The sequence below is a fragment of the Paenibacillus sp. USDA918EY genome (assembly GCF_009870825.1).
GTDB lineage: Bacteria > Bacillota > Bacilli > Paenibacillales > Paenibacillaceae > Paenibacillus_AQ > Paenibacillus_AQ albilobatus.
Genome location: NZ_WTWY01000001.1, coordinates 283,693 through 301,793, shown reverse-complemented (window position 1 = coordinate 301,793; position 18,101 = coordinate 283,693). Strand labels below are relative to the sequence as shown.

General features: G+C 52.1%; 22 protein-coding genes. 2 read left to right on the top strand and 20 right to left on the bottom strand.

What is annotated here, in order from left to right; translation table 11 throughout:
* Positions 1-146: 146 nt before the first annotated feature.
* A complete protein-coding gene (locus tag GQY55_RS01535; protein ID WP_160037558.1) occupies positions 147-1,847 on the bottom strand; it encodes an MFS transporter in 1,701 nt (566 codons plus the stop codon).
* Positions 1,848-2,006: 159 nt separating this feature from the next.
* Between GQY55_RS01535 and GQY55_RS01530 the strand changes: the two genes are divergently transcribed.
* The gene (locus GQY55_RS01530) at positions 2,007-2,633 is read left to right on the top strand and encodes a TetR/AcrR family transcriptional regulator (protein WP_236575334.1); all 627 of its coding nucleotides are present in this window, start codon (positions 2,007-2,009) and stop codon (positions 2,631-2,633) included.
* Between the two features lie 61 nt (positions 2,634-2,694).
* Here GQY55_RS01530 and GQY55_RS01525 read toward each other — a convergent pair whose 3' ends face one another.
* From GQY55_RS01525 to GQY55_RS01505, 5 genes are all read right to left on the bottom strand, one after another.
* Positions 2,695-3,003, bottom strand: coding sequence for a YrdB family protein (locus tag GQY55_RS01525; protein ID WP_236575333.1), 309 nt, complete (start codon positions 3,001-3,003; stop codon positions 2,695-2,697).
* 75 nt (positions 3,004-3,078) lie between these two features.
* Positions 3,079-3,927: a phosphotransferase enzyme family protein gene (locus GQY55_RS01520; RefSeq protein WP_236575401.1), complete on the bottom strand. Its 849-nt coding sequence runs from the start codon at positions 3,925-3,927 to the stop codon at positions 3,079-3,081.
* Positions 3,928-4,111: 184 nt separating this feature from the next.
* A complete protein-coding gene (locus tag GQY55_RS01515) occupies positions 4,112-5,113 on the bottom strand; it encodes a serine hydrolase domain-containing protein (protein ID WP_160037557.1) in 1,002 nt (333 codons plus the stop codon).
* 14 nt (positions 5,114-5,127) lie between these two features.
* Positions 5,128-5,592 carry an SRPBCC family protein gene (locus tag GQY55_RS01510; protein ID WP_160038446.1) on the bottom strand — a complete coding sequence of 155 codons (465 nt, stop codon included), beginning with the start codon at positions 5,590-5,592 and terminating at the stop codon, positions 5,128-5,130.
* Between the two features lie 23 nt (positions 5,593-5,615).
* Positions 5,616-6,167, bottom strand: coding sequence for a GNAT family N-acetyltransferase (locus GQY55_RS01505; protein WP_160037556.1), 552 nt, complete (start codon positions 6,165-6,167; stop codon positions 5,616-5,618).
* A gap of 113 nt (positions 6,168-6,280) precedes the next feature.
* Between GQY55_RS01505 and GQY55_RS01500 the strand changes: the two genes are divergently transcribed.
* Positions 6,281-7,312: an FUSC family protein gene (locus tag GQY55_RS01500; protein WP_236575332.1), complete on the top strand. Its 1,032-nt coding sequence runs from the start codon at positions 6,281-6,283 to the stop codon at positions 7,310-7,312.
* On the opposite strand, the gene GQY55_RS01495 is transcribed toward GQY55_RS01500, so the two are convergent.
* The 14 genes from GQY55_RS01495 to GQY55_RS01430 form a co-directional block, all read right to left on the bottom strand.
* Entirely contained in the window at positions 7,270-7,905 is a 636-nt protein-coding gene (locus GQY55_RS01495) for a nucleotidyltransferase family protein (protein ID WP_160037555.1), read from the bottom strand. The two genes, GQY55_RS01500 and GQY55_RS01495, sit on opposite strands and share 43 nt — an antisense overlap.
* On the bottom strand, positions 7,902-8,939 hold the full coding sequence (locus tag GQY55_RS01490) for an XdhC family protein (RefSeq protein WP_160037554.1): 1,038 nt from the start codon (positions 8,937-8,939) through the stop codon (positions 7,902-7,904). The genes GQY55_RS01495 and GQY55_RS01490 overlap by 4 nt, the downstream gene beginning before the upstream one ends.
* Positions 8,905-9,444 carry a (2Fe-2S)-binding protein gene (locus GQY55_RS01485; RefSeq protein WP_160037553.1) on the bottom strand — a complete coding sequence of 180 codons (540 nt, stop codon included), beginning with the start codon at positions 9,442-9,444 and terminating at the stop codon, positions 8,905-8,907. Before GQY55_RS01485 ends, GQY55_RS01490 begins: the two co-directional genes overlap by 35 nt.
* Before the next feature lie 8 nt (positions 9,445-9,452).
* On the bottom strand, positions 9,453-10,286 hold the full coding sequence (locus tag GQY55_RS01480; protein WP_160037552.1) for an FAD binding domain-containing protein: 834 nt from the start codon (positions 10,284-10,286) through the stop codon (positions 9,453-9,455).
* Positions 10,273-12,600: a xanthine dehydrogenase family protein molybdopterin-binding subunit gene (locus tag GQY55_RS01475; protein ID WP_160037551.1), complete on the bottom strand. Its 2,328-nt coding sequence runs from the start codon at positions 12,598-12,600 to the stop codon at positions 10,273-10,275. Before GQY55_RS01475 ends, GQY55_RS01480 begins: the two co-directional genes overlap by 14 nt.
* Positions 12,601-12,852: 252 nt before the next feature.
* Positions 12,853-13,287, bottom strand: a complete 435-nt coding sequence (locus GQY55_RS01470) for a GNAT family N-acetyltransferase (RefSeq protein WP_160037550.1) — start codon at positions 13,285-13,287, stop codon at positions 12,853-12,855.
* 64 nt (positions 13,288-13,351) lie between these two features.
* A complete protein-coding gene (locus tag GQY55_RS01465; protein WP_160037549.1) occupies positions 13,352-13,618 on the bottom strand; it encodes a hypothetical protein in 267 nt (88 codons plus the stop codon).
* Positions 13,619-13,649: 31 nt separating this feature from the next.
* Positions 13,650-14,051 carry a DUF6508 domain-containing protein gene (locus tag GQY55_RS01460; RefSeq protein WP_160037548.1) on the bottom strand — a complete coding sequence of 134 codons (402 nt, stop codon included), beginning with the start codon at positions 14,049-14,051 and terminating at the stop codon, positions 13,650-13,652.
* A gap of 42 nt (positions 14,052-14,093) precedes the next feature.
* Positions 14,094-14,447, bottom strand: coding sequence for a hypothetical protein (locus GQY55_RS01455; protein WP_160037547.1), 354 nt, complete (start codon positions 14,445-14,447; stop codon positions 14,094-14,096).
* A gap of 42 nt (positions 14,448-14,489) precedes the next feature.
* Entirely contained in the window at positions 14,490-14,786 is a 297-nt protein-coding gene (locus GQY55_RS01450) for a hypothetical protein (protein ID WP_160037546.1), read from the bottom strand.
* Complete coding sequence (locus GQY55_RS01445) at positions 14,783-15,367, bottom strand: GNAT family N-acetyltransferase (RefSeq protein ID WP_160037545.1); 585 nt, start codon at positions 15,365-15,367, stop codon at positions 14,783-14,785. Before GQY55_RS01445 ends, GQY55_RS01450 begins: the two co-directional genes overlap by 4 nt.
* A gap of 13 nt (positions 15,368-15,380) precedes the next feature.
* A complete protein-coding gene (locus GQY55_RS01440; RefSeq protein WP_236575330.1) occupies positions 15,381-16,064 on the bottom strand; it encodes an HAD family hydrolase in 684 nt (227 codons plus the stop codon).
* A gap of 56 nt (positions 16,065-16,120) precedes the next feature.
* A complete protein-coding gene (locus GQY55_RS01435; protein ID WP_236575329.1) occupies positions 16,121-16,486 on the bottom strand; it encodes a glyoxalase superfamily protein in 366 nt (121 codons plus the stop codon).
* Positions 16,487-16,677: 191 nt separating this feature from the next.
* Positions 16,678-17,817 (bottom strand): MFS transporter, encoded by a 1,140-nt coding sequence (locus GQY55_RS01430; RefSeq protein ID WP_236575400.1) that lies wholly within the window; start codon positions 17,815-17,817, stop codon positions 16,678-16,680.
* Positions 17,818-18,101 lie beyond the last annotated feature (284 nt).

The following is an 18,101-nucleotide window of genomic DNA, read 5'->3' as shown; positions in this document are numbered from 1 at the left end:
TCGCTCCTTGGATTTTTGCAGAATCCTTACATTACATTATACTTGGATTACACGGGGCGATAAAGACGCTTTCACAAGATGCTTCCATGCGGGTCGCTGTTCAAGTATGCTACCTGAACATCCAAGACGGGAACGAGGTTATGAAATTAAGCCAAATCCATTGTTCGATAACCGGCGGATTCGTTCGAATTTTTTCTCTTCCTGCGCTTATCGCTCATCCAAGCAAAAATAATCCCCGGCAGAGTCATGAAACTCGCGTAAATGAATGTTTGACCGAACCCTTTGACGGAAGCATTTTTCAGCTCCTCATCGACACCTGAGAGCAGCACCTTGATTTCCTCCGTTTGACTTTCGCGCTCAGAGACAAATGCCTTTTGCTGCTCCGGCCCCAGTGTGGCTGCAGCCGTCTCCAAATCTTTTATGATCTTAGCGGCCAGCATTTCCTCTTGAATCCCGCTACCGGATCCATTTCTCATTTGGCTCCCTTGTTCGTTGATCACGCCTACAAGAACCTCTTTGACAAATGGCATCAGCAGCGCATCACCCTTCACCTGCTCCAGAACACGGGTCTGGGCGGTCTGCATTTCCCCGCTGAGATTTTGCTGCAGCAAGGTCACGATAATGGCCACTCCCAATACGCTGCCGATCGACTTCGCCATATTGATGATTCCCGACGCAATGCCGACCTTCTCCTCAGGCACATGGCGTATACCGGCCGACATGACAGGCGCCATCGTCATACCGACGCCGATCCCGGCTATGAATAAGCGTAGGATGATATCGGCAAGCGGGGAATCCGCATGCAGAAAACTCATGGAATAAAGGGAACCGCTTATCGTCACGGCCCCAACCGCTCCAAACCAGCGGCTGCCGTATTTATTGGACAATCCCCCCGAAACCGCCGAACTGACGATGGACCCTGCAGCTACGGTGGATAACACCAGCCCTGCCCTAAGCTCCGTCATCCCCATGACCCGGGTTAAGAAAAAAGAAGTCAGTAATGCCAGATTGGATAATGCCGCTCCAACGATAAACAACGCCAGCGAAGTTCCGTTAAACGCTTTGATCTTCAGGAGCGCCAAGGGGAGCATCGGCTCTTTCCCTCGCTGCTGCATAAAAAAGAATAACGCGATACCTAACAATCCCGCGCCGATCAGGGCGAAAAATTCACCAGAATTCCAACCTAAATCATTGGCCTTGATAAATGCATAGGTAATCAAAATCATCCCTGAGGTAATCGACAACATGCCGCCGTAATCCACCGATTTTCCTGCGGATTCATCCCGTGATTCTTGAATGAACAGCAGGATCAACACCATGCTGAGCACCCCGAGCGGAACATTCACATAAAAAATCCACTGCCAATTCAGTTTCTCCGTAATCACTCCCCCGAGCGAAGGCCCGCTGGCAGCGGCAAGCCCGGCGATCGCTCCCCATAAACCGATGAGGATGCCGTGCTTTTCCTTCGGGAAGGACGTCGTGGTTAACGGAATGGTGACCGGTACAATAATCGCGCCTGCCAATCCTTGAATGGTTCTGAACAAGATCAGCATGCCAAGCGATGTTGATAATCCGGCAAACAGGGAGGACAACGTAAACAATGCAACTCCCAATAAAAAAACTCTCTTCCTCCCAAATTGATCGGCAAGCCGCGATGCCGTAAGAATCAACGCCGCAAATGCCAGATTGTATCCATTCATGATCCAAGAGATTTCCGAAACCGTGCCGGCAAAATGCCGCATCATTTCCGGAAGGGCGATGTTCACGATGGTCGTATCCAGCAATGCCATAAAATAACCCAGCAAAATGGCCGTAAAGACCATCATTCCTTTTACTCGTCCGTTCATCTTTCACGCTCCTCAACAAAATGTGAACTTAAGTTCATGTTTTGAGTATATGAACTCTAGTTCACATTTGTCAACACGAAACGTGAAACAAAGTTCAACTTTCGTTGACAGCCCATTTGTTCTCCTCTACAATCGTTATTACGAAGGGGGCAAAATGAATTGACCGGGACCGAAAATGAGACGACCAAAATCCGAATACCCCGGCAGGAGCGGGGCATCAAAACGAAGGAAGCCATTTTGCAAGCGGCCATGAAGCTCTTTTCCGAAAAAGGCTACCATGGAACCAACACCAAAGAAATTGCCGCCGCGGCAGGCGTATCCACCGGGAGCTTTTATTCGTATTACAAGGATAAACGCGCAGTATTCCTGGATTCACTCTCCATCTACTTCAGCACGCTCCTGGAACGGATCGAAACCTACCTTGCCGGAATCAATTTCAGTACCATGGACAAGCACGAAATGATTCGGGAAGTGATCGACAGCCTGATTTACTCCCATCAAGTCTTTACCGGGTTTCACAAAGAGCTGCAGGTAATGTATCATTCCGATCCGGAAGTCCAGTTAATTATGGACGAGCAGTTCGACCTGGGTCGCCGTAAAACGCTGGAGTACCTTCTGATGAACTCCGAGGAATTAAAGGTGGATCATGCCGAGGCGGCTTCCATCGTTATGTTCGAAGCCATAAATAGCGTTGTCGACATGCTCGTGTTCTCACAGCAAAAAGTCGACGACAATCTCATCAAAAACGAACTTGCGAAAATGATCGTAAGCTATTTATATCATTGAAGATACCCCCAAATAGAAAACGCAGCCTAGTCAGGCCGCGTTTTCTTTCAGCATTTTAGATTCAAACCCCCTGCATATCCCATTTCAAAATAATAAAACGGTTGATGACCGCAAATGCGGCAAAAATGACCGCAAATACGGTAAAACCCGATTGGATGAGACAAAATACCGCTGCCGCAAACAAAACCGCTTCAATGATAAGCACCGCAAACAGAGGAACCCGAACCGAGGCCTTAGGTGAAACGAACAATCCCCAAAGGAAGGCCGCCGCAACCGGCAGGCCGAGACCGGCCGCAAACCGCAGAAACAAGTTCACATCCAAATGGAAACCCCAATAACCTAAAGAAAAAAGGAGGATAAGCTCTAACACAAACCGTACGATGAGATTGACCGCTTTGAATATGGATACCGCCTCTTTTCGATTGAAAATATAAATGAGAAAGCGTCAAAAAAGGTCGCTAACGATCGGGATACTTTCCTCCAGACGTCTTCGGCTTTCACGCAAATATGCGGTCGTCCAGTCATCCAATTTCGTCATGTCGAAGCTGCGGTGCATGCCGACGTATACGATAAACTCGCGCAGCCGTAGAAACCGTTCCATTTGCATTAGCGATGCGGAATCCAGCAAACGGTGCTTTTCATAACCTTGCAAAAAGAACCTCATAAATCTTCGTGCCTGTTCATGACGTTCAGGGATAGAATCGTCCAGCACTACGTAGACCATATAAAACAGTTGAATTGCGATGTCCTCTACAAACCAGCTGTATTGGCACTCATCAAAATCGAACAGCGTAATCCTGCCGTCATCCACGAAAAAGTTCCCGACGTTGATGTCGCCGTGAATCAGGCCATAATGCTCTCCCTGCCTCAAATCTTGCATTTCTTTCATTAATTTTTCAATGCTTGCCCAAACTTTGTGTTGGTTCGCCGGTATGTATTTTCGCGCATGCTTGATATAGTAGTTTTCATTCCAATGATGCCGTCTCGCAAGCTTGTCTGCCGGTTCATACGTTTGGGATAAAACATGGATCCGTCCCGTCAATTCGCCGCATGCTTCAGAGAGAAGATCGTTGTTCATGCACTCGGGATAAAATATCTTTTTTCCCGGCGCTTTTTCGAAAGAAGAAACAATTAAACAGGAATCCTCCAGTTGGAGCACCTCAAGCATGCGGCCATGCACGGAAACGATCGGTTTGCTTACAGAGACGCCGCTGCGGGAAAGATCATCAATCCTGTCCAATTCGGCCTGAACTTGATGAATCTCCCGATGGGAGCTGTGCGTGAACCTGAGAATATATGAAGTTCCGCTTCGCTCATATTCATATATAAAATTATGAAATCCGCCGACATCGTTTACATCCTGCGAAAGATGCGCCGAAAAACGCCGCCCCTTCCATGAGCAGTTGATCGTTCATCAGCGCCTTGAGTTCCTTTTCCACTCTTTTCAGCTCCTGTCGGTTGCCCTGGCCAGCTTTTCGTTATCTTACAATCGACAACGCCGCCTCATGCAAAATCGGCCGTAAATGCCTCAACTCGTTATGTTCCCTTCCCAAGTGCACCGCGTTCGTCAAAAATACGACGGTCATCTCGTCCACCGGATCCACCCACATGCTGGTTCCCGTAAAGCCGGTATGCCCAAAGCTGCCTTCCGGCCAATTCGGGCCGCATGACAGCCCTTCATCCGAGGCTCCCTGTACCTGCCATCCCAGCCCGCGTCCCTGAAAAACAGACTTCAAACACGCATCCACCGTCTCCCTGGACAGCAGCGAATAACGTTCGGGGTAAAGCCATATTTTCGCATACCGGGCCAAATCCTCCGCCGTCGAAAACAAACCCGCGCTGCCTGCGACGCCTCCGAGGCGATAGCATGTTTCGTCATGGACTTCCCCGTGGATGTATTGTTGACCGTCCCACTCGGTTGGGGCGATTCGTCCCTTTAAGGTTTGCGGCGGGTTAAAATAACTGTCTTTCATGCCAAGCGGCTCAAAAACATGCTCCCTGGCCCATTCATCCAGCGGCTGCTGCGTCAACCGGGAAACGATCCAGCCGATCAAAATGAGGCCGATATCGCTGTAATTCACGCGCTCGCCGGGGCGGGATTCAAGCTCCAGCTCAAAAATTCGCCGAATGTCCAACGTTTTGAAACGTTCTTTGAAATCCGGAACGCCGGAAGGCAAACCGGAAACGTGTTTTAAACAGTGCTCGATGGTCACGTCCGGATGGCGAAACTCCGGGATATAGGTTTGGATCGGGTCCTGAAGCGAAACCCGCTCCGACTGAACCAACGTCATGATCGCCGGCAGCGTCGCCACGACTTTCGTTAGCGAAGCGACGTCAAAAATCGTATCCCGCGAGGCAGTTCCGTAAGCGGCTTGCCATTGTAGCTTGTCTTTGACCTGAATGTCAATGACCGCGCCGGGTATTTTTTTCTCCGCCACCCAGCCTTCGATTAACCGATGCACTTTCTCGATTCCTTTCATATCGCCACCGTCTTTCATTCGATATTCGAATCTTCGATCATGGCCTTAAGCCGCGCATTGCGGTATTCCAGAAACCTTGTCATATATCTTTTTAAAACAAGCCGTTCCGCCGCCCAGCCGGCGATGCCGAAAGGTGCCGCAAAAACGAGCCGGTCTCTCATGAGCGTCTTCCCTTCCGCCATCTCGAACCAATGCTCATGCCGCATTGATTTGAAAGCGCCTTTGACCATTTCATCCACAAAAACATGAGGTCTCTCGTACGCCGCAATTCGCGAGGTCAATTTTTGCCTGACCAGAAAATGGGTTGCTTGGAACGTTACCGTTTCCCCGGCGCCAATCATGCCTGTCGTCCTGCCGTGAACCGCTCTCTCGCGGGTATGCGGCCACACCGTTTGCGTATGTACGGTAATGTTCCGTGCCATGTCAAAACAAACCTCCGGGGGCGCATCGATCATGAGCTCCGTCTCTACCGTGATCAATCTTCTCACCTCGCCTCTCGCCGTTAGGAACGCGCCCGAAACTCTTCTTCCAAAAGCGCCATCAAAATCATGTCATGAAACCGGCCTTCAAGAAACAGCGCGTCCCGCTTCACGCCTTCCCGGCAAAAACCAAGCTTCTCATACACGTGGACGGCTCTGGGGTTAAACGCATAAACTCCGAGCTCGATCCGGTGCAGCTTCAAATCCTCGAAACCGTGCCTTAGCATCAAACGCATCGCTTCCGAACCGTACCCTTGATCGTTGTGCCGCGCGGAAATCATAATGCGAATGTTGGCGCAGCGATTTGCCCGATCGATTTCGTTCAGAACGACCTCGCCGATCAATTCATCCGTTTCGTTTAAGGCGATCATCAAATCGACGCGATCCTCATGAACGCGGCTGATCTTTTGCAGCCATGCCGCGGCGTTTTCTTTGGTGAACCGTTCCTGTGTTCCGGTCAGCCTCATCGCCTCCGGCTCCTCCAAAAGGCCGAAATATGCATCCAATTCGTTTTCCCGCACGGGGCGAAGCAGGATCCGATCCCCTGGCAATCGCGTTTCAAGCATACCTTCCATCCCTTCCACCCTCCAGCTTGAAAAAATTTCTTCAAAATAACGATGCCGGCGAATGAACAGCTTCCATCTGCGGCAACAATAACGTAAACAATTATAAAACGGAGTCCGACCCAGTGAATAGTAAATTAACAGATTTCATCAAAAATAATGGCACGGTATGGAAAATGCCGTTAGCTGCAGCGCTGTCATGGGAAGCCGCCAAATGGGCCGGGTCCAACCATCCTTACTTGGCCCCGCTGACGGCCATCTTATGTTTTCAAATTACGGTCAGCCAATCCCTGCTTTTTGCCTGGCAGCGTATCATCGGAACGATTGTCGGGGTTGCGGCGACCGCATGCATAGCGCCTTATATCGGCGTAAGCGGATGGAGCATCGGGCTTCTAGTGCTGCTTGGCGCCGTCATCGTCAAGAGGCTGAACTTGGATCATGCCCTGGCGGTTCAGGTTGCTCTCAGCATTTTGCTGGTATTGTATTTTCAAAGCAAAATGCCGAGCTATCCGCTAGACCGCGTGCGCGATACCGTAGTAGGTGCCGTCGTTGCGGTTCTTATTCACGTGCTGTTGTTTCCTCCCGATTCCATCCAAACGGCCCAACGAAAAATGGCGCGTTTTGCGGATCGTTTAACCCGGCATTTTTATCAAACGGCCGAATGGGTACGACATGGCTGCCCGGCAAGCCAAGTAAAAATAGTCGAAGACGAACTGCAAACCATGTTTCAGGAACTGCATCAAGCGACCGTCGAAACGGACAAGGCGAACCAAAGCTTGCGTTACAACCCGCTTGCCTCCAAAAAACGCACCGCCATGGACGAATTGACCCGGCAAATGGCCCAGCTCCGATCAAGTTTTGCCAATCTGTCGGACATGGTCCGCATTTTCAAAAAATGGGCCGAAAGCGGCCATTTTACGGAAGAAGACCGGCGGATTTGGGCGGATCACCTGAATACGTTAGGCTCGCTCGTCAAAAGTTGGAATACTATGCTAAACGATCCCAAGCAAACGACGTTCGAACCGACTGCGGCCTCTTTGGCCGTCAAAGCGCCTTCTCATTTGGCGAACGATCAGTATCCGCTTGCTTTGTACATGAACGCGGAACAAGTCGTTCAAGATTTCCAAAAAAACGTTTTTTTCAATAAAGACGCGTAATCCGTTCCGGTATCGACGTCCAAAAACAAGTCGGGGTCGTCGAATTCGACGCAAATTCCCGGCCGATCCTCGCGGATCAGGCGCCTGGCTCCGACGTCTCCTTGCAGCGCAAGCAGATCCGGAAACATGCGATGGTTAAAAATGACCGGCGGTCTTGCCAGCCCATGGAGCCCTGCGGCTGCGTAAAGAATGCCGTCGTGACGCTGGCGTTGATAACGATCCAGCAGTTCGTCGATCATCCCCGCCGTGATGAAAGGCTGGTCGGCCAGAAGAACCATCGCCGCTTCCGCTCCCGCCGACGCGGCGGCACGTATGCCGCATCGCAAAGAGTTGGATTGCCCTAGACGGGCATCCGGGCAGCTGATCAAAGACCATCTGCGGCGGTTCCGGTCCTCGTAGAAAGAGCGATCGATCCAATCGGCCTGCGTATCGCCGGAAACGACCCATACATGGTTCAAACCGGAAGCAAGTGCCGCAGCCAGCCCGTAATTTCCAAGACACACAGGCCCCAGCGGCAAACGAAGCTTATCGGAACCCATTCGCTCGCTGCGACCTGCTGCCAAATATACACCGATTATACGGTTTTGCCTCATAAGCCGCCGCGACGCTTTCTTTTGGCGTTATGAACCTGAATGACTTCCGCAAGCACGCTTACGGCAATTTCCTCCGGGCCTTCCGCCCCGATCGGGATGCCTACGGGAGAGCGCACGTACGGAGGGATCGGGACGCCGTCAAACAAAAGTTCCGTTCTGCGCTTCGGACCCAAAATGCCGAGATACCCAAGCCGAAGCCGGGAAAGGATGCGGATCAGCTCCATGTCCCTTCCAAAATGATGGGTCATCACCACGACATAATCATTGGATGTGATGCGAAGCATGTCTGCCGTTTCCTCCGGAAATCCAACCAGAAGCTCTTCCGCATCCGGGAAAAAACTTCGGTCGCAGAAAGCCGGCCTCCAATCGGCAACGGTCACGGAAAACCCGGCGGCTGCCGCAAACGATGCGAGCGGTCTGGCATCCCGCCCGGCTCCGAAAATGATCAATCTCGGTTTGGGCGAATAGATATGGACGAATATTTCCTCATTCAGAGTGGATAACGCCTTCATTCCGCTCTTCCCGATGCTGCCGGAACTCGCCATGCTGAACAGCTCCTCGGGAAAAGTGCCCTTCCATTCACCAAACAGCTGCCGATCGGCGGCAAAAAAGCCATACCCGGAAACCGAACGGTCCGGGTTGAATGTTTTGATGTGGACAACCTCGCAAGCCTGATCCAAATATCCCTTCACCGTGCGCAGATGACCGGCGAAAACATCGTTGACGGGTTCCATCGCTACGTGAACGATTCCGCCGCATCCCGATGTTTCGCCCCAGGAAAAGGGATCGAAAGACTGCATGTCGAATGTATAGACGCGGGATTCCCCCGTCTCCAACATTTCCGGCACGCGCGCCGCCAGATCGGCTTCGATACAGCCCGCGCTCAGCATTCCGGTTTGCGTTCCGTCTTCGAAAAACAGCATGGACGCCCCTTCTTTTCGGTAGGCGCTTCCTTCCACATGGACAACGGTGGCCAATACGCTTCGCAGGCCGCTTCTTTCAACGGATTCCAGAATGCGATGAATCTCCTCCAAACCCATCCTCCTTCCCCATGCCGGTTGGCGGTTTCTCCGCGTTTTCGGAGGTAAAAGCAGCTCTGACCGCTTCATGGATTTCTTCATATGAGGTGCATCTGCAAATATTCGATTCAAGCCATAGCCGGATGGTTTCTTCATCCGCTTCCGGATGGGCATCCAACAGTCCCTGGCCGTTCATGATAAATCCGGGAGTGCAATAACCGCATTGGAACGCTTGCTTATGAACAAACGCTTGCTGCACAGGGGAACCGGACAAGCCTTCGATGGTGGTGATCTGTTGTCCCTCCGCTTCCACCGCAAGCATAATGCAGGATTTGAACGGCAGGCCCCCCATGATGATCGTGCAGGCCCCGCAATCCCCATTCTCGCAGCCGGGTTTGCAGCCGGTTAATCCGAGGTGATCCCGAAGGGCATTCAGTAAGGTTTCCGCCGCCCGGACCCTTACCGTCCTCTGTTCGCCGTTAACCTGCAGCTCGATCGGATAAAGTTTCGGAACGTTCATTTGCATGCTCACCCTCCTTCCAAAGAACCCAAGGCTTCTTCGATCGTTTGTTTCAGCACGAACTGCCGGTACGCAGCGGATCCTTCCGCATTCGACAGAAGTGGAGCCGGCAGCTTTTGGATGGCCCGGTTCGCCTTTTCCTCGGGACGCAGCAACGGATCGTTCAACACCTGCTCGATTGCGGAAGATCGAAAAGGGAAAGCGCAAACGCCGCTGTACGCAGTACGAATTAGACCGTCTTTCTTTAGGGCAGCCAATGTGACGAGAGGGTAAGCGACGTTCCCGATCAGACGTTTTTTGACATGATAATACGGCAAGGATACGTATTTGCGATCTGTAATGATCTGCATAAGGAACTCTCCGGGCTTTAATCTGATCCGTTCCGCGAACACTTCATGGATTGAAACCTCCCGCTTCCCCTCCGGTCCTCCGATGACCATGCGGCTGTCTGCCAGCAACAAGGGAAGCACGGCCTCACGGTAATGGATTTTTCCGCAGATGTTTCCTCCGAGCGTGATTTTGTTTCGCGATGTTTGATCGGCGACGCCTTGCGACGCCGCGCTGAGCAGCGGAAACGGATTTGCCGCGGACAATGCCGATAACGTGATGCAGGAACCGATAACCAATCGGTCCTTATCGAATTCGAGTATGCCGCATTCCGGAATGGACTTGATGTCCACCACCGCTTGAGGTTGAATGGAATTTCTTCGGGCCATCGTAATGATTTCCGTCCCGCCCGAATAATACATCGGTTTTTTCCCTTGCGAATGCAGCTTCATGTATAACTCCGCCGCCTCCGTGGCGGAAGCCGGCCGGTAATAATCGAAATCAAACGGAATCATGGACCGCCCTCCAGATTCTCTCCGGCGTTAAGGGCAGCCGGTTTAGTTCGACGCCGGCAGCGGCCGACAAGGCGCTCGCCAAGGCGGCAGGCATGCCGATCACGCCATGCTCGCCGATTCCGCGCAGTCCGTAAGGAGCTTCCAGATGCGGCGTTTCGACGAAATCAACGAAATACGACGGCTGCTCCCCGTACCGAATCAGTTTATAGGTTCGAAACTGCGTATCTAATACAACGCCGCGATCGTTGAACAGAAATGTTTCCCTGCTGGCCAAACTAAGGCCCATGCTCATGCCCCCCGTAAGTTGACCGCGCGCGAACACCGGATTGATCACCTTGCCGGCATCGATGACCGTAGCCGCTTTGACGATCCGGTAGGTAAAGTCCCTCGTGTCGAATTCCACTTCGACCGCCTGGGCGCCGACGGTCCATTCCGGCCCGGGATTCCCCCTTCCCGTCTCCGGATCGAGCTCCGTAATTCCGCGCATCGTGTAGCTTCCGCGGCCGATGACCTGGCTGCCGACGATCCGTCCGTCCGGAAGTTTGTAGCCGTGGGCAATCGCATCGATGCCGATCCCGTCGGCCGGGTTATCCTTGCAGTAGACCCTTCCCCCGCCCGCTTCCAAGCTGTCCGCCGGGCATTTCAAAACAAAGGAAGCCGTGCGTTTCAGCTGGGCAATCGCATCGTCGGCCGCCGTCATGAGCGCGTTCCCGACCAGAAAGGTGCTTCGGCTTGCGACGGTTTTCCACAGCTCGGGATCGGATTCGGTACGGACATCGGTTGCGATATGAATCCTGCGCCCATCTATTTTTAGCCGTTCGGCCAACATTTGCGTGAGCGCCGTGCGGGTGCCTTGACCGATCTCTACGGCCCCGCACAGCACGTTTACGCTGCCATCCGCATTAAAAATGACGACGGCTCCCGCCCCCGCGTCTGCCGGCGTATTCGAATTTTTCCAGAAACAGGACACCCCTGTCGCCTTCACGAGATGGCTGCTCGATTTCACGCGGCTCCTCTGATCCCACGGGATGATGTCGTGCAGCTTGGCAATGCATTTGGGCAAATCGCCCACATTGCTTCGATTTAACAACACCTGCGTCGGCGTCGTATCGCCCGGCCCGATCGCGTTATGGAAACGAAACTCGAGCGGGTCCATTTGCGCTTTTTCGGCCAAGGCATCCATGGCCCTTTCCATCGCGAAGGTCAGCTCCAAGTGCCCGAATCCCCGAAACGATGTTGAATAAGGATGATTGGTGTACATGCATAACGAGTCGCAATGAAGGTTGTCGATGCGGTACGGGCCCGAGCAATCGGTGGCTCCGGCCCGGCTCATGATCACTCCCCGGTCCGAATAGGCGCCACCGTCGAACAAATGCAAAATTTCGGCGGCGGCGATTTTGCCGTCCCGGGTACAGCCCAGCCGAACTCTGGATTCGAGGCCTATATGAACCGGAGACGAAACCATATCCGTTTCCCTGGCATTCACAAGTTTTACGGGTCTTCCTCCCACGGCTCTGGACGCCAAAAAGGCGAGAAACTCCAATTGAACGGCAGCTTTTCCGCCGTATGCGCCCCCGACCAACGGGGTATGGACCTGAACTTTTTGAAGGGGGACGTGAAAATAATGGCTGATCTGCTTTCGGATGATGTAGGGAGATTGCGAAGCGGAATGAATGATGACGTTGCCGTCCGGCCGGATTTCGGCGATGCTGCACCTCGTTTCCATGGCGGCATGGTCGGACTGCGGCAAACGGACATAAACCTCGACGGTGTGGGCGCATTGCTTCCAGCCTTCAACCATATTGCCTTTGCGGATTCGGGTTCGGTTGGCGACGTTCGTTCCAGGTTCGGGATAAACCTCTTCATCTCCATGGTAAGTTGCGAGACGTTCGTGGATAAGCGGGGCATCTTTTTGGTAAGCTTGGCTCGGGGAATGTACGATGGGCAGAGGTTCATATTCGGCTTTAATCCGTAAAGCGGCCATTTGGGCAATATATTCCGAATCGGCGACGACCAAAGCCACCGGCTCGCCGTAATATCTGACTTTATCGATGGCGATCGGCGGCCGGTCTTCCAGCGGAGACCCGGTCAACACCGGAAAATGTTGCCCTGTCACTACCGCCCGTACGCCGGGAATGCTTAAGGCCTGCGAGGAATCGATCGATATGATTTTGGCATGGGCATGGGGACTGACCGCGAGTTTGGCATGCAACATCCCCGGTTTTGCGATATCGTCCACATAGCGGGCCGTTCCGGTCGCTTTTTGCCAGGATTCCTTTCTCGGAACGCTTTTTCCGACGGCTGAACCGCTCATGTCTCCCCTCCTTGAACCTTGAATGGGCGTAAAATTCATTTCTCCACAGCTATGTATATGGGAAACGAATGGTCGATATATCTGAGGATTTTGCAAAAATCCAAGGAGCGACTTTCAATCGGCAATATATAGAGCGAAGCGGTTTCGTTCCCCTCATAATGTACCCGGGAGCGGCGGAATCGAATTTGGCAAAATCCCGATCTAAATTATGAGGGGCTTGTTCCTTCCCGGATGCCGGCTCCGGTACGTGTTCTACAGCAGCTTCCTGAATCCTTCGACCTGTTCGTCGCGGTAACCGAGCTTCTCGTAGAATTGGTGCGCTTCCTTGCGCTGTTCTCCGGACACGAAAATGATATAGCCGCAATTATGCTCCCTCGCGATTTGCTCGATGGCTTCCATCAGCTTCTTTCCGATGCCTTGCCTGCGAATGCGGCTTGAAACGATGACGTTTTCGATGACCATAAACGGTTTGCAGCTTCCGACAAAATCAAGGCATATAATCCCCATCAACGATCCGGCGAGCTCCCCTTCATGGAACGCGCCCAAAATATGATAGTTTCCGCTGCTTTCGGCCTTTCGGAAAACCTGAAGCATCCTGTCCCCGTTCGTCGGGATTCCCATGAGCTCTTCGTACAGCCGGGCAAGCGCCGGAAGATCCGATTCGGCAATGTGTTTGATTTCGGTCATAACCATCCTGCTTTCTGTCTTTTGTTTTCGTAAAATCTTGTTTGTCTTCTTTCTGCATTAAGAATCATATCAACGGCTTCGTCAACATGGCGGAGCAATCCGTGCAGCGGTTATTTTGGTATTTCAGTTTGATCAGGGACGCTTCCCGAATCTCGGAGCGAAATGATGTTTGGATGCTGCCCGTGCAATATTGCAAAGCTTCCGGCAGTTTCCGTTCATCAAGCCTGCTAGCGATCGTGCAATGCGGCACCCATGCGTTAGGAGCGTAGAGCGGATTGGCTTTGTTCGCATACCGGCTAAAATATTGATGATGTTCGGCATGAAGTTCCAACAGCTCGGCCGCCGGATTGGGGGCCAGAAGCTTACTCCTGCATCTCTTCCCGAAGCATTTTCAGCCTTTTTAGAATTTGCGTCATTTTACCGTTTTCGAGAACCCGGATCCATACCCCTTCCGTAAACCGGTCCCCGCGCACGTAACTTGTGACAAGTTTTCTTAGCGTCTCCAAATCCGCCTGCATCAAATGGTCTTCGATGTCCCGGTCGATATCTCGATAGATTTCATGCTCCGCGACCCACGAACTCCAATCGAATACCATCATGAAACCCGTGTCGGACAGCTCTTGCACAAAATTCCGGACAACCTCCGTTTCAAAGCGGTAACCGCAGGACGCAGCAGACAACGGCTGGTTCGGATCTTGAAGAACATTCAAAAAAGGAAGCAGCCGATCCAGCTCCGCGGACGTGATTTTCGCATCATAGGGCATAACATTTCCTCCAGTCTTAGTCATCGCTTGGAAGCACTACTTTTACTGGTTCCATACGGCGTACATCAACCAGGCCACAAGCAGGTACACAGGTACCGACAGCATAACCGCAAGCCATCTTCGCTTCCTTTGGATCAGAATGGCCGAACCTGCGAATAAAAGCGGAAAAACGAGTCCCCAGAACAGAAACCGCGGCGTTGCCGACAAATATAACGCTAATGGAAGCAGCAGCACCGCGGATAGGTAAAGCAAAACACTTTTCCGGAAAATAAGGCCGATCACCGAAAGGATAACCGCAGCGAAAATGATCATCCAAAAAATGTTGAAAAAGACCAATGGATTGCGCTCCATTCTTAACGGAATTTTGCCTTTCTGCTCAGCTTGCTTGTCGTTCATCCAATGTGCATCCGCGTTTCCATCGTTATAAGGCTTTGCGGCTTAATCCCTGTTTGATTTTTTTCTCCGGAAAATGGAAATGCTTCCGAATCCGCTAATCACCGCAATATAGAAACCCACATCATACCACCAACCGGAATTATACATTTCATACACCCTGATGTGGGGTTTAAACAATCCTATAATTAATGAAATAGGTGCGATCCAGCCATGCCATATGCCCCAGAAAAAACCTGCGGCATGCTGAGGCGTGTTCGTACCGTCTCCGGGAACGCATCCTGTTAGAAGCGAAATCGCGGCAAAAATCAGCAAAAGCGCGAATACGGTTTTCTTTTTCATTTCCATCCCCCTTCGTGAGCTGTGGCGTTCTCTTCATGAATAACGGCATACAGCTTCAAATCCTGGAATTTGCCTTTGACAAATATATGTTTTCGCAAAACGCCTTCGAATTGCATCCCGCATTTTTCCATGACCCGGCTGGAGCCCACGTTAAGCAGGTGGCAGCGGGCTTCAATCCGCACCAATTGCATCGCTTCGAATCCGAACCGGACCACTTTTCGCGCAGCTTCGCTCATCAGTCCCTTATTCCAATATGCTCTGGAAAGCGCATAAGCCAATTCGGCCCTTGCCTGTTTGGGATGCCAATAGACAAAACCGACCGTGCCGATAACGGCACCGGTTTCCTTGTGTTCGATTCCCCATGGCGCTAGATTGTTTTGTTCGTACAAACCGAGGACATGATCAACGAACTGTCTGGAATCCTCGATCGTTGGATGCGAATGCCAGGTGGTATATTTCGAAATTTCCTCGTCGGAGCAGTATTTGAACACGTCGCCGACATCGTTTGCCGTCAATTTCCTTAAAACGAGCCGTTCCGTCTCCAATAATGGATTGCCGGGGCTTAGGGATGGTTGTTGCATGCTCATCACCTTTCTATGTATTGTCGATCAATGCGATGATTTCATCCAAGCTGCCGATTCGATGCTTAGGTTCATCCAGATCGCTATGCCATTCCATAAAGCCCTGCAGCCAAACGGCGTTTAATCCGGCGCTTGCTGCGCCGAAAATATCGTTCCGAGGATGGTCGCCGACATACCAGCTATTCTCCGGTTTGGCTTCCAGTCGGCTTAAGGCCAGCTCAAATATGCGTTTATCCGGTTTATGGAACCCCGCTTCGCCCGATACGATGACCGTGTCAAAATAATCCCTGATTTGCGCCTTATCGATTTTGGAATTTTGGGCATGCGGCGAACCGTTCGTAATCAGGCCGAGTTTGATATGCTTCTGTTTCAGGCGGTCCAAAACGTCCAAAGTTCCGTCCATCAGAACGGTATAGCCATAAAATTCGGCGAACCAGTGGTTGAGCAGTTCCTCGACAGTCATGTCCGGATTTTTCATCGGCAAAGCGGCCAGGCATTCCTGAACCATTTCCCGTTTGTCGCGGTATCCGTCCCGATCCGACACCCGCATGAATTCGATGAATTCTTCTTTTTGCCGGGCATCCCGGGCGGTTACGAATCGATCGATAAAATGCTCCGAATAAGCGCGAAAGGCAAGCTTCCGGTTAATCAACGTGTTGTCGAGGTCGAAAATAACGGCTTCCGTTTTCATCGGCATGTTCCTTTCCATATTCATTGGGCAGCGTACAGACATTTACAACTTGCGCTGCAATCCTATTCCGCGTTCTCGTAAAACGCGATTTTATTGCCGAACGGATCGATCACGCAGCATTCCTTGGTGTGCCACGGCGTCATCTCCAATCCGGGTCTGGAATAGTTATACTGCTTGCCGATCAGCTGCCGGTGGAACTCTTCGACGCCTTTCATTTCGACGCGGATGGCGGCTCCCGGGCTGCAATCCCCGTAATGTTCGCTGAGATGGATCGTGACGTCATGCAGGGAAATTTGCGCGTATAACGGCAGATCCGGTTCGAAACGATGCTCCCAATCCAGCTTGAAACCGAGGTAATCGATATAAAATTCTTTTGCTTTCCTTTCGTCGAACATGCGAAATATCGGAATGATTCCCTGGGCTTGCACGCCAACCGCCTCCTAAAATCTTTCGATTTGCATATCACTCTATGTCATCATAGGTTGAATTTATTCTACCAATAAACCACGTTTTTCTAAATATCTCAATTTAAATCAGTGGTTCGATGTTCATTTTTCTTTAATGAAAAAATCCCCGCCGGTCCAAATGAACCATTTCATGGCGGGGACTGCATCCGCGCTCAGCCCCGACGGGTGCAAGCCCAAAACAACAGAGCCAGCGCGCTTACGGACGCACCCAACGTGCAAACCCCGGTCCATCCAAAATAGGAGTATACGGTCGTGGATGCAATCGATCCGGCGGCGCTGCCGATCGAATAAAAAATCATATATCCGGCGGTCAGCCGGCTTCTTGCTTCGGGGCGCACGTTAAAAATCAAGCTTTGATTCGTGACGTGCACCGCCTGAACGGCCATGTCCAGGAGAAGGATGCCAAACACCAACAAAAGCAGGGAATGATGGAGCAAACCGATCGGCAGCCATGATAACAGCAAAAGGGCAAGCGCGATGCCGGTCGTTTTTTGGCCAAACCCGAGGTCGGCCCAGCGGCCCGCCCTTGCCGCCGCAAGCGCCCCTGCGGCCCCCGCGAGACCGAACGAACCGATCGCCGAGTGGGAAAGGGAAAGCGGCGGACGGCTAAGCGGCAGGACAAGCGAAGTCCACAATATGCTGAACGAAGCAAAAATAAGCAGCGCCAAAATCGCGCGAATGCGCAAAATCCTCTCCTGCATGAACAAGGCGAGCACCGATTGCAGCAGCTGCAAATAGTTTAACCGGGGTTGATCCCGATGTTCGCGGGGCAGCGAGCGCAGCAGGATGCAGGCCACGAAGAACAGCAGCACGGCCGAAGACAGGTAAACGGAGCGCCAACCGGCAATGTCGGTTAACACCCCGGCGAAGGTACGGGCGAGCAAAATGCCGATGACGACGCCGCTCGTCACCCAACCGACGATTTGTCCGCGTTCGGAAGGTGCCGCCAAGCTTGAAGCATACGCGACCAGCGATTGCGTCACGACGGCAAGCAGCCCGACCACCGCCAACCCCGCGAACAAAACGGCGGTGCTGCTTGCCGTACCGGCCACGATCAAAGCGATCACGGATAACAGCATCATGCCCGGGATCAGTTTTCGCCGATTCAGCAGATCACCCAGCGGGACAAGCAGGAACAATCCGAGCGCGTAACCAATCTGGGTTACCGTAATGACGATGCCGACGGAGGAATGCGGGAGTCCGAATTCGCGGGCCAAAGCATCCAGCAGCGGCTGCGCGTAGTAAATGTTGGCTACGGATAACCCGCAAGCCACCGCAAACAGCAGGGCCATCCGGCGCGAGATCGAAAATGCGGCCCCCTTTCCTCCCGCGCCTTCCCCGCCATGTTCACGGGATTGCGCGGTTGCGGTTTCTTTTTGTTTTTCGATAACCTCCGTGTTCATCAAATACCTCCTTTTATTTCGTACCGAAAAGTATATTATACCGATCGATATGTTATGATGAGCATAACGATAACCTTCCTTAAAGCAAACTGTCAAGAGAAGGAGGACCAAAAATGCGCGGATGAAATCGGTTAGGCAGTTTGATTCACTGTAAAAAACAGCTTTTCGGCTCA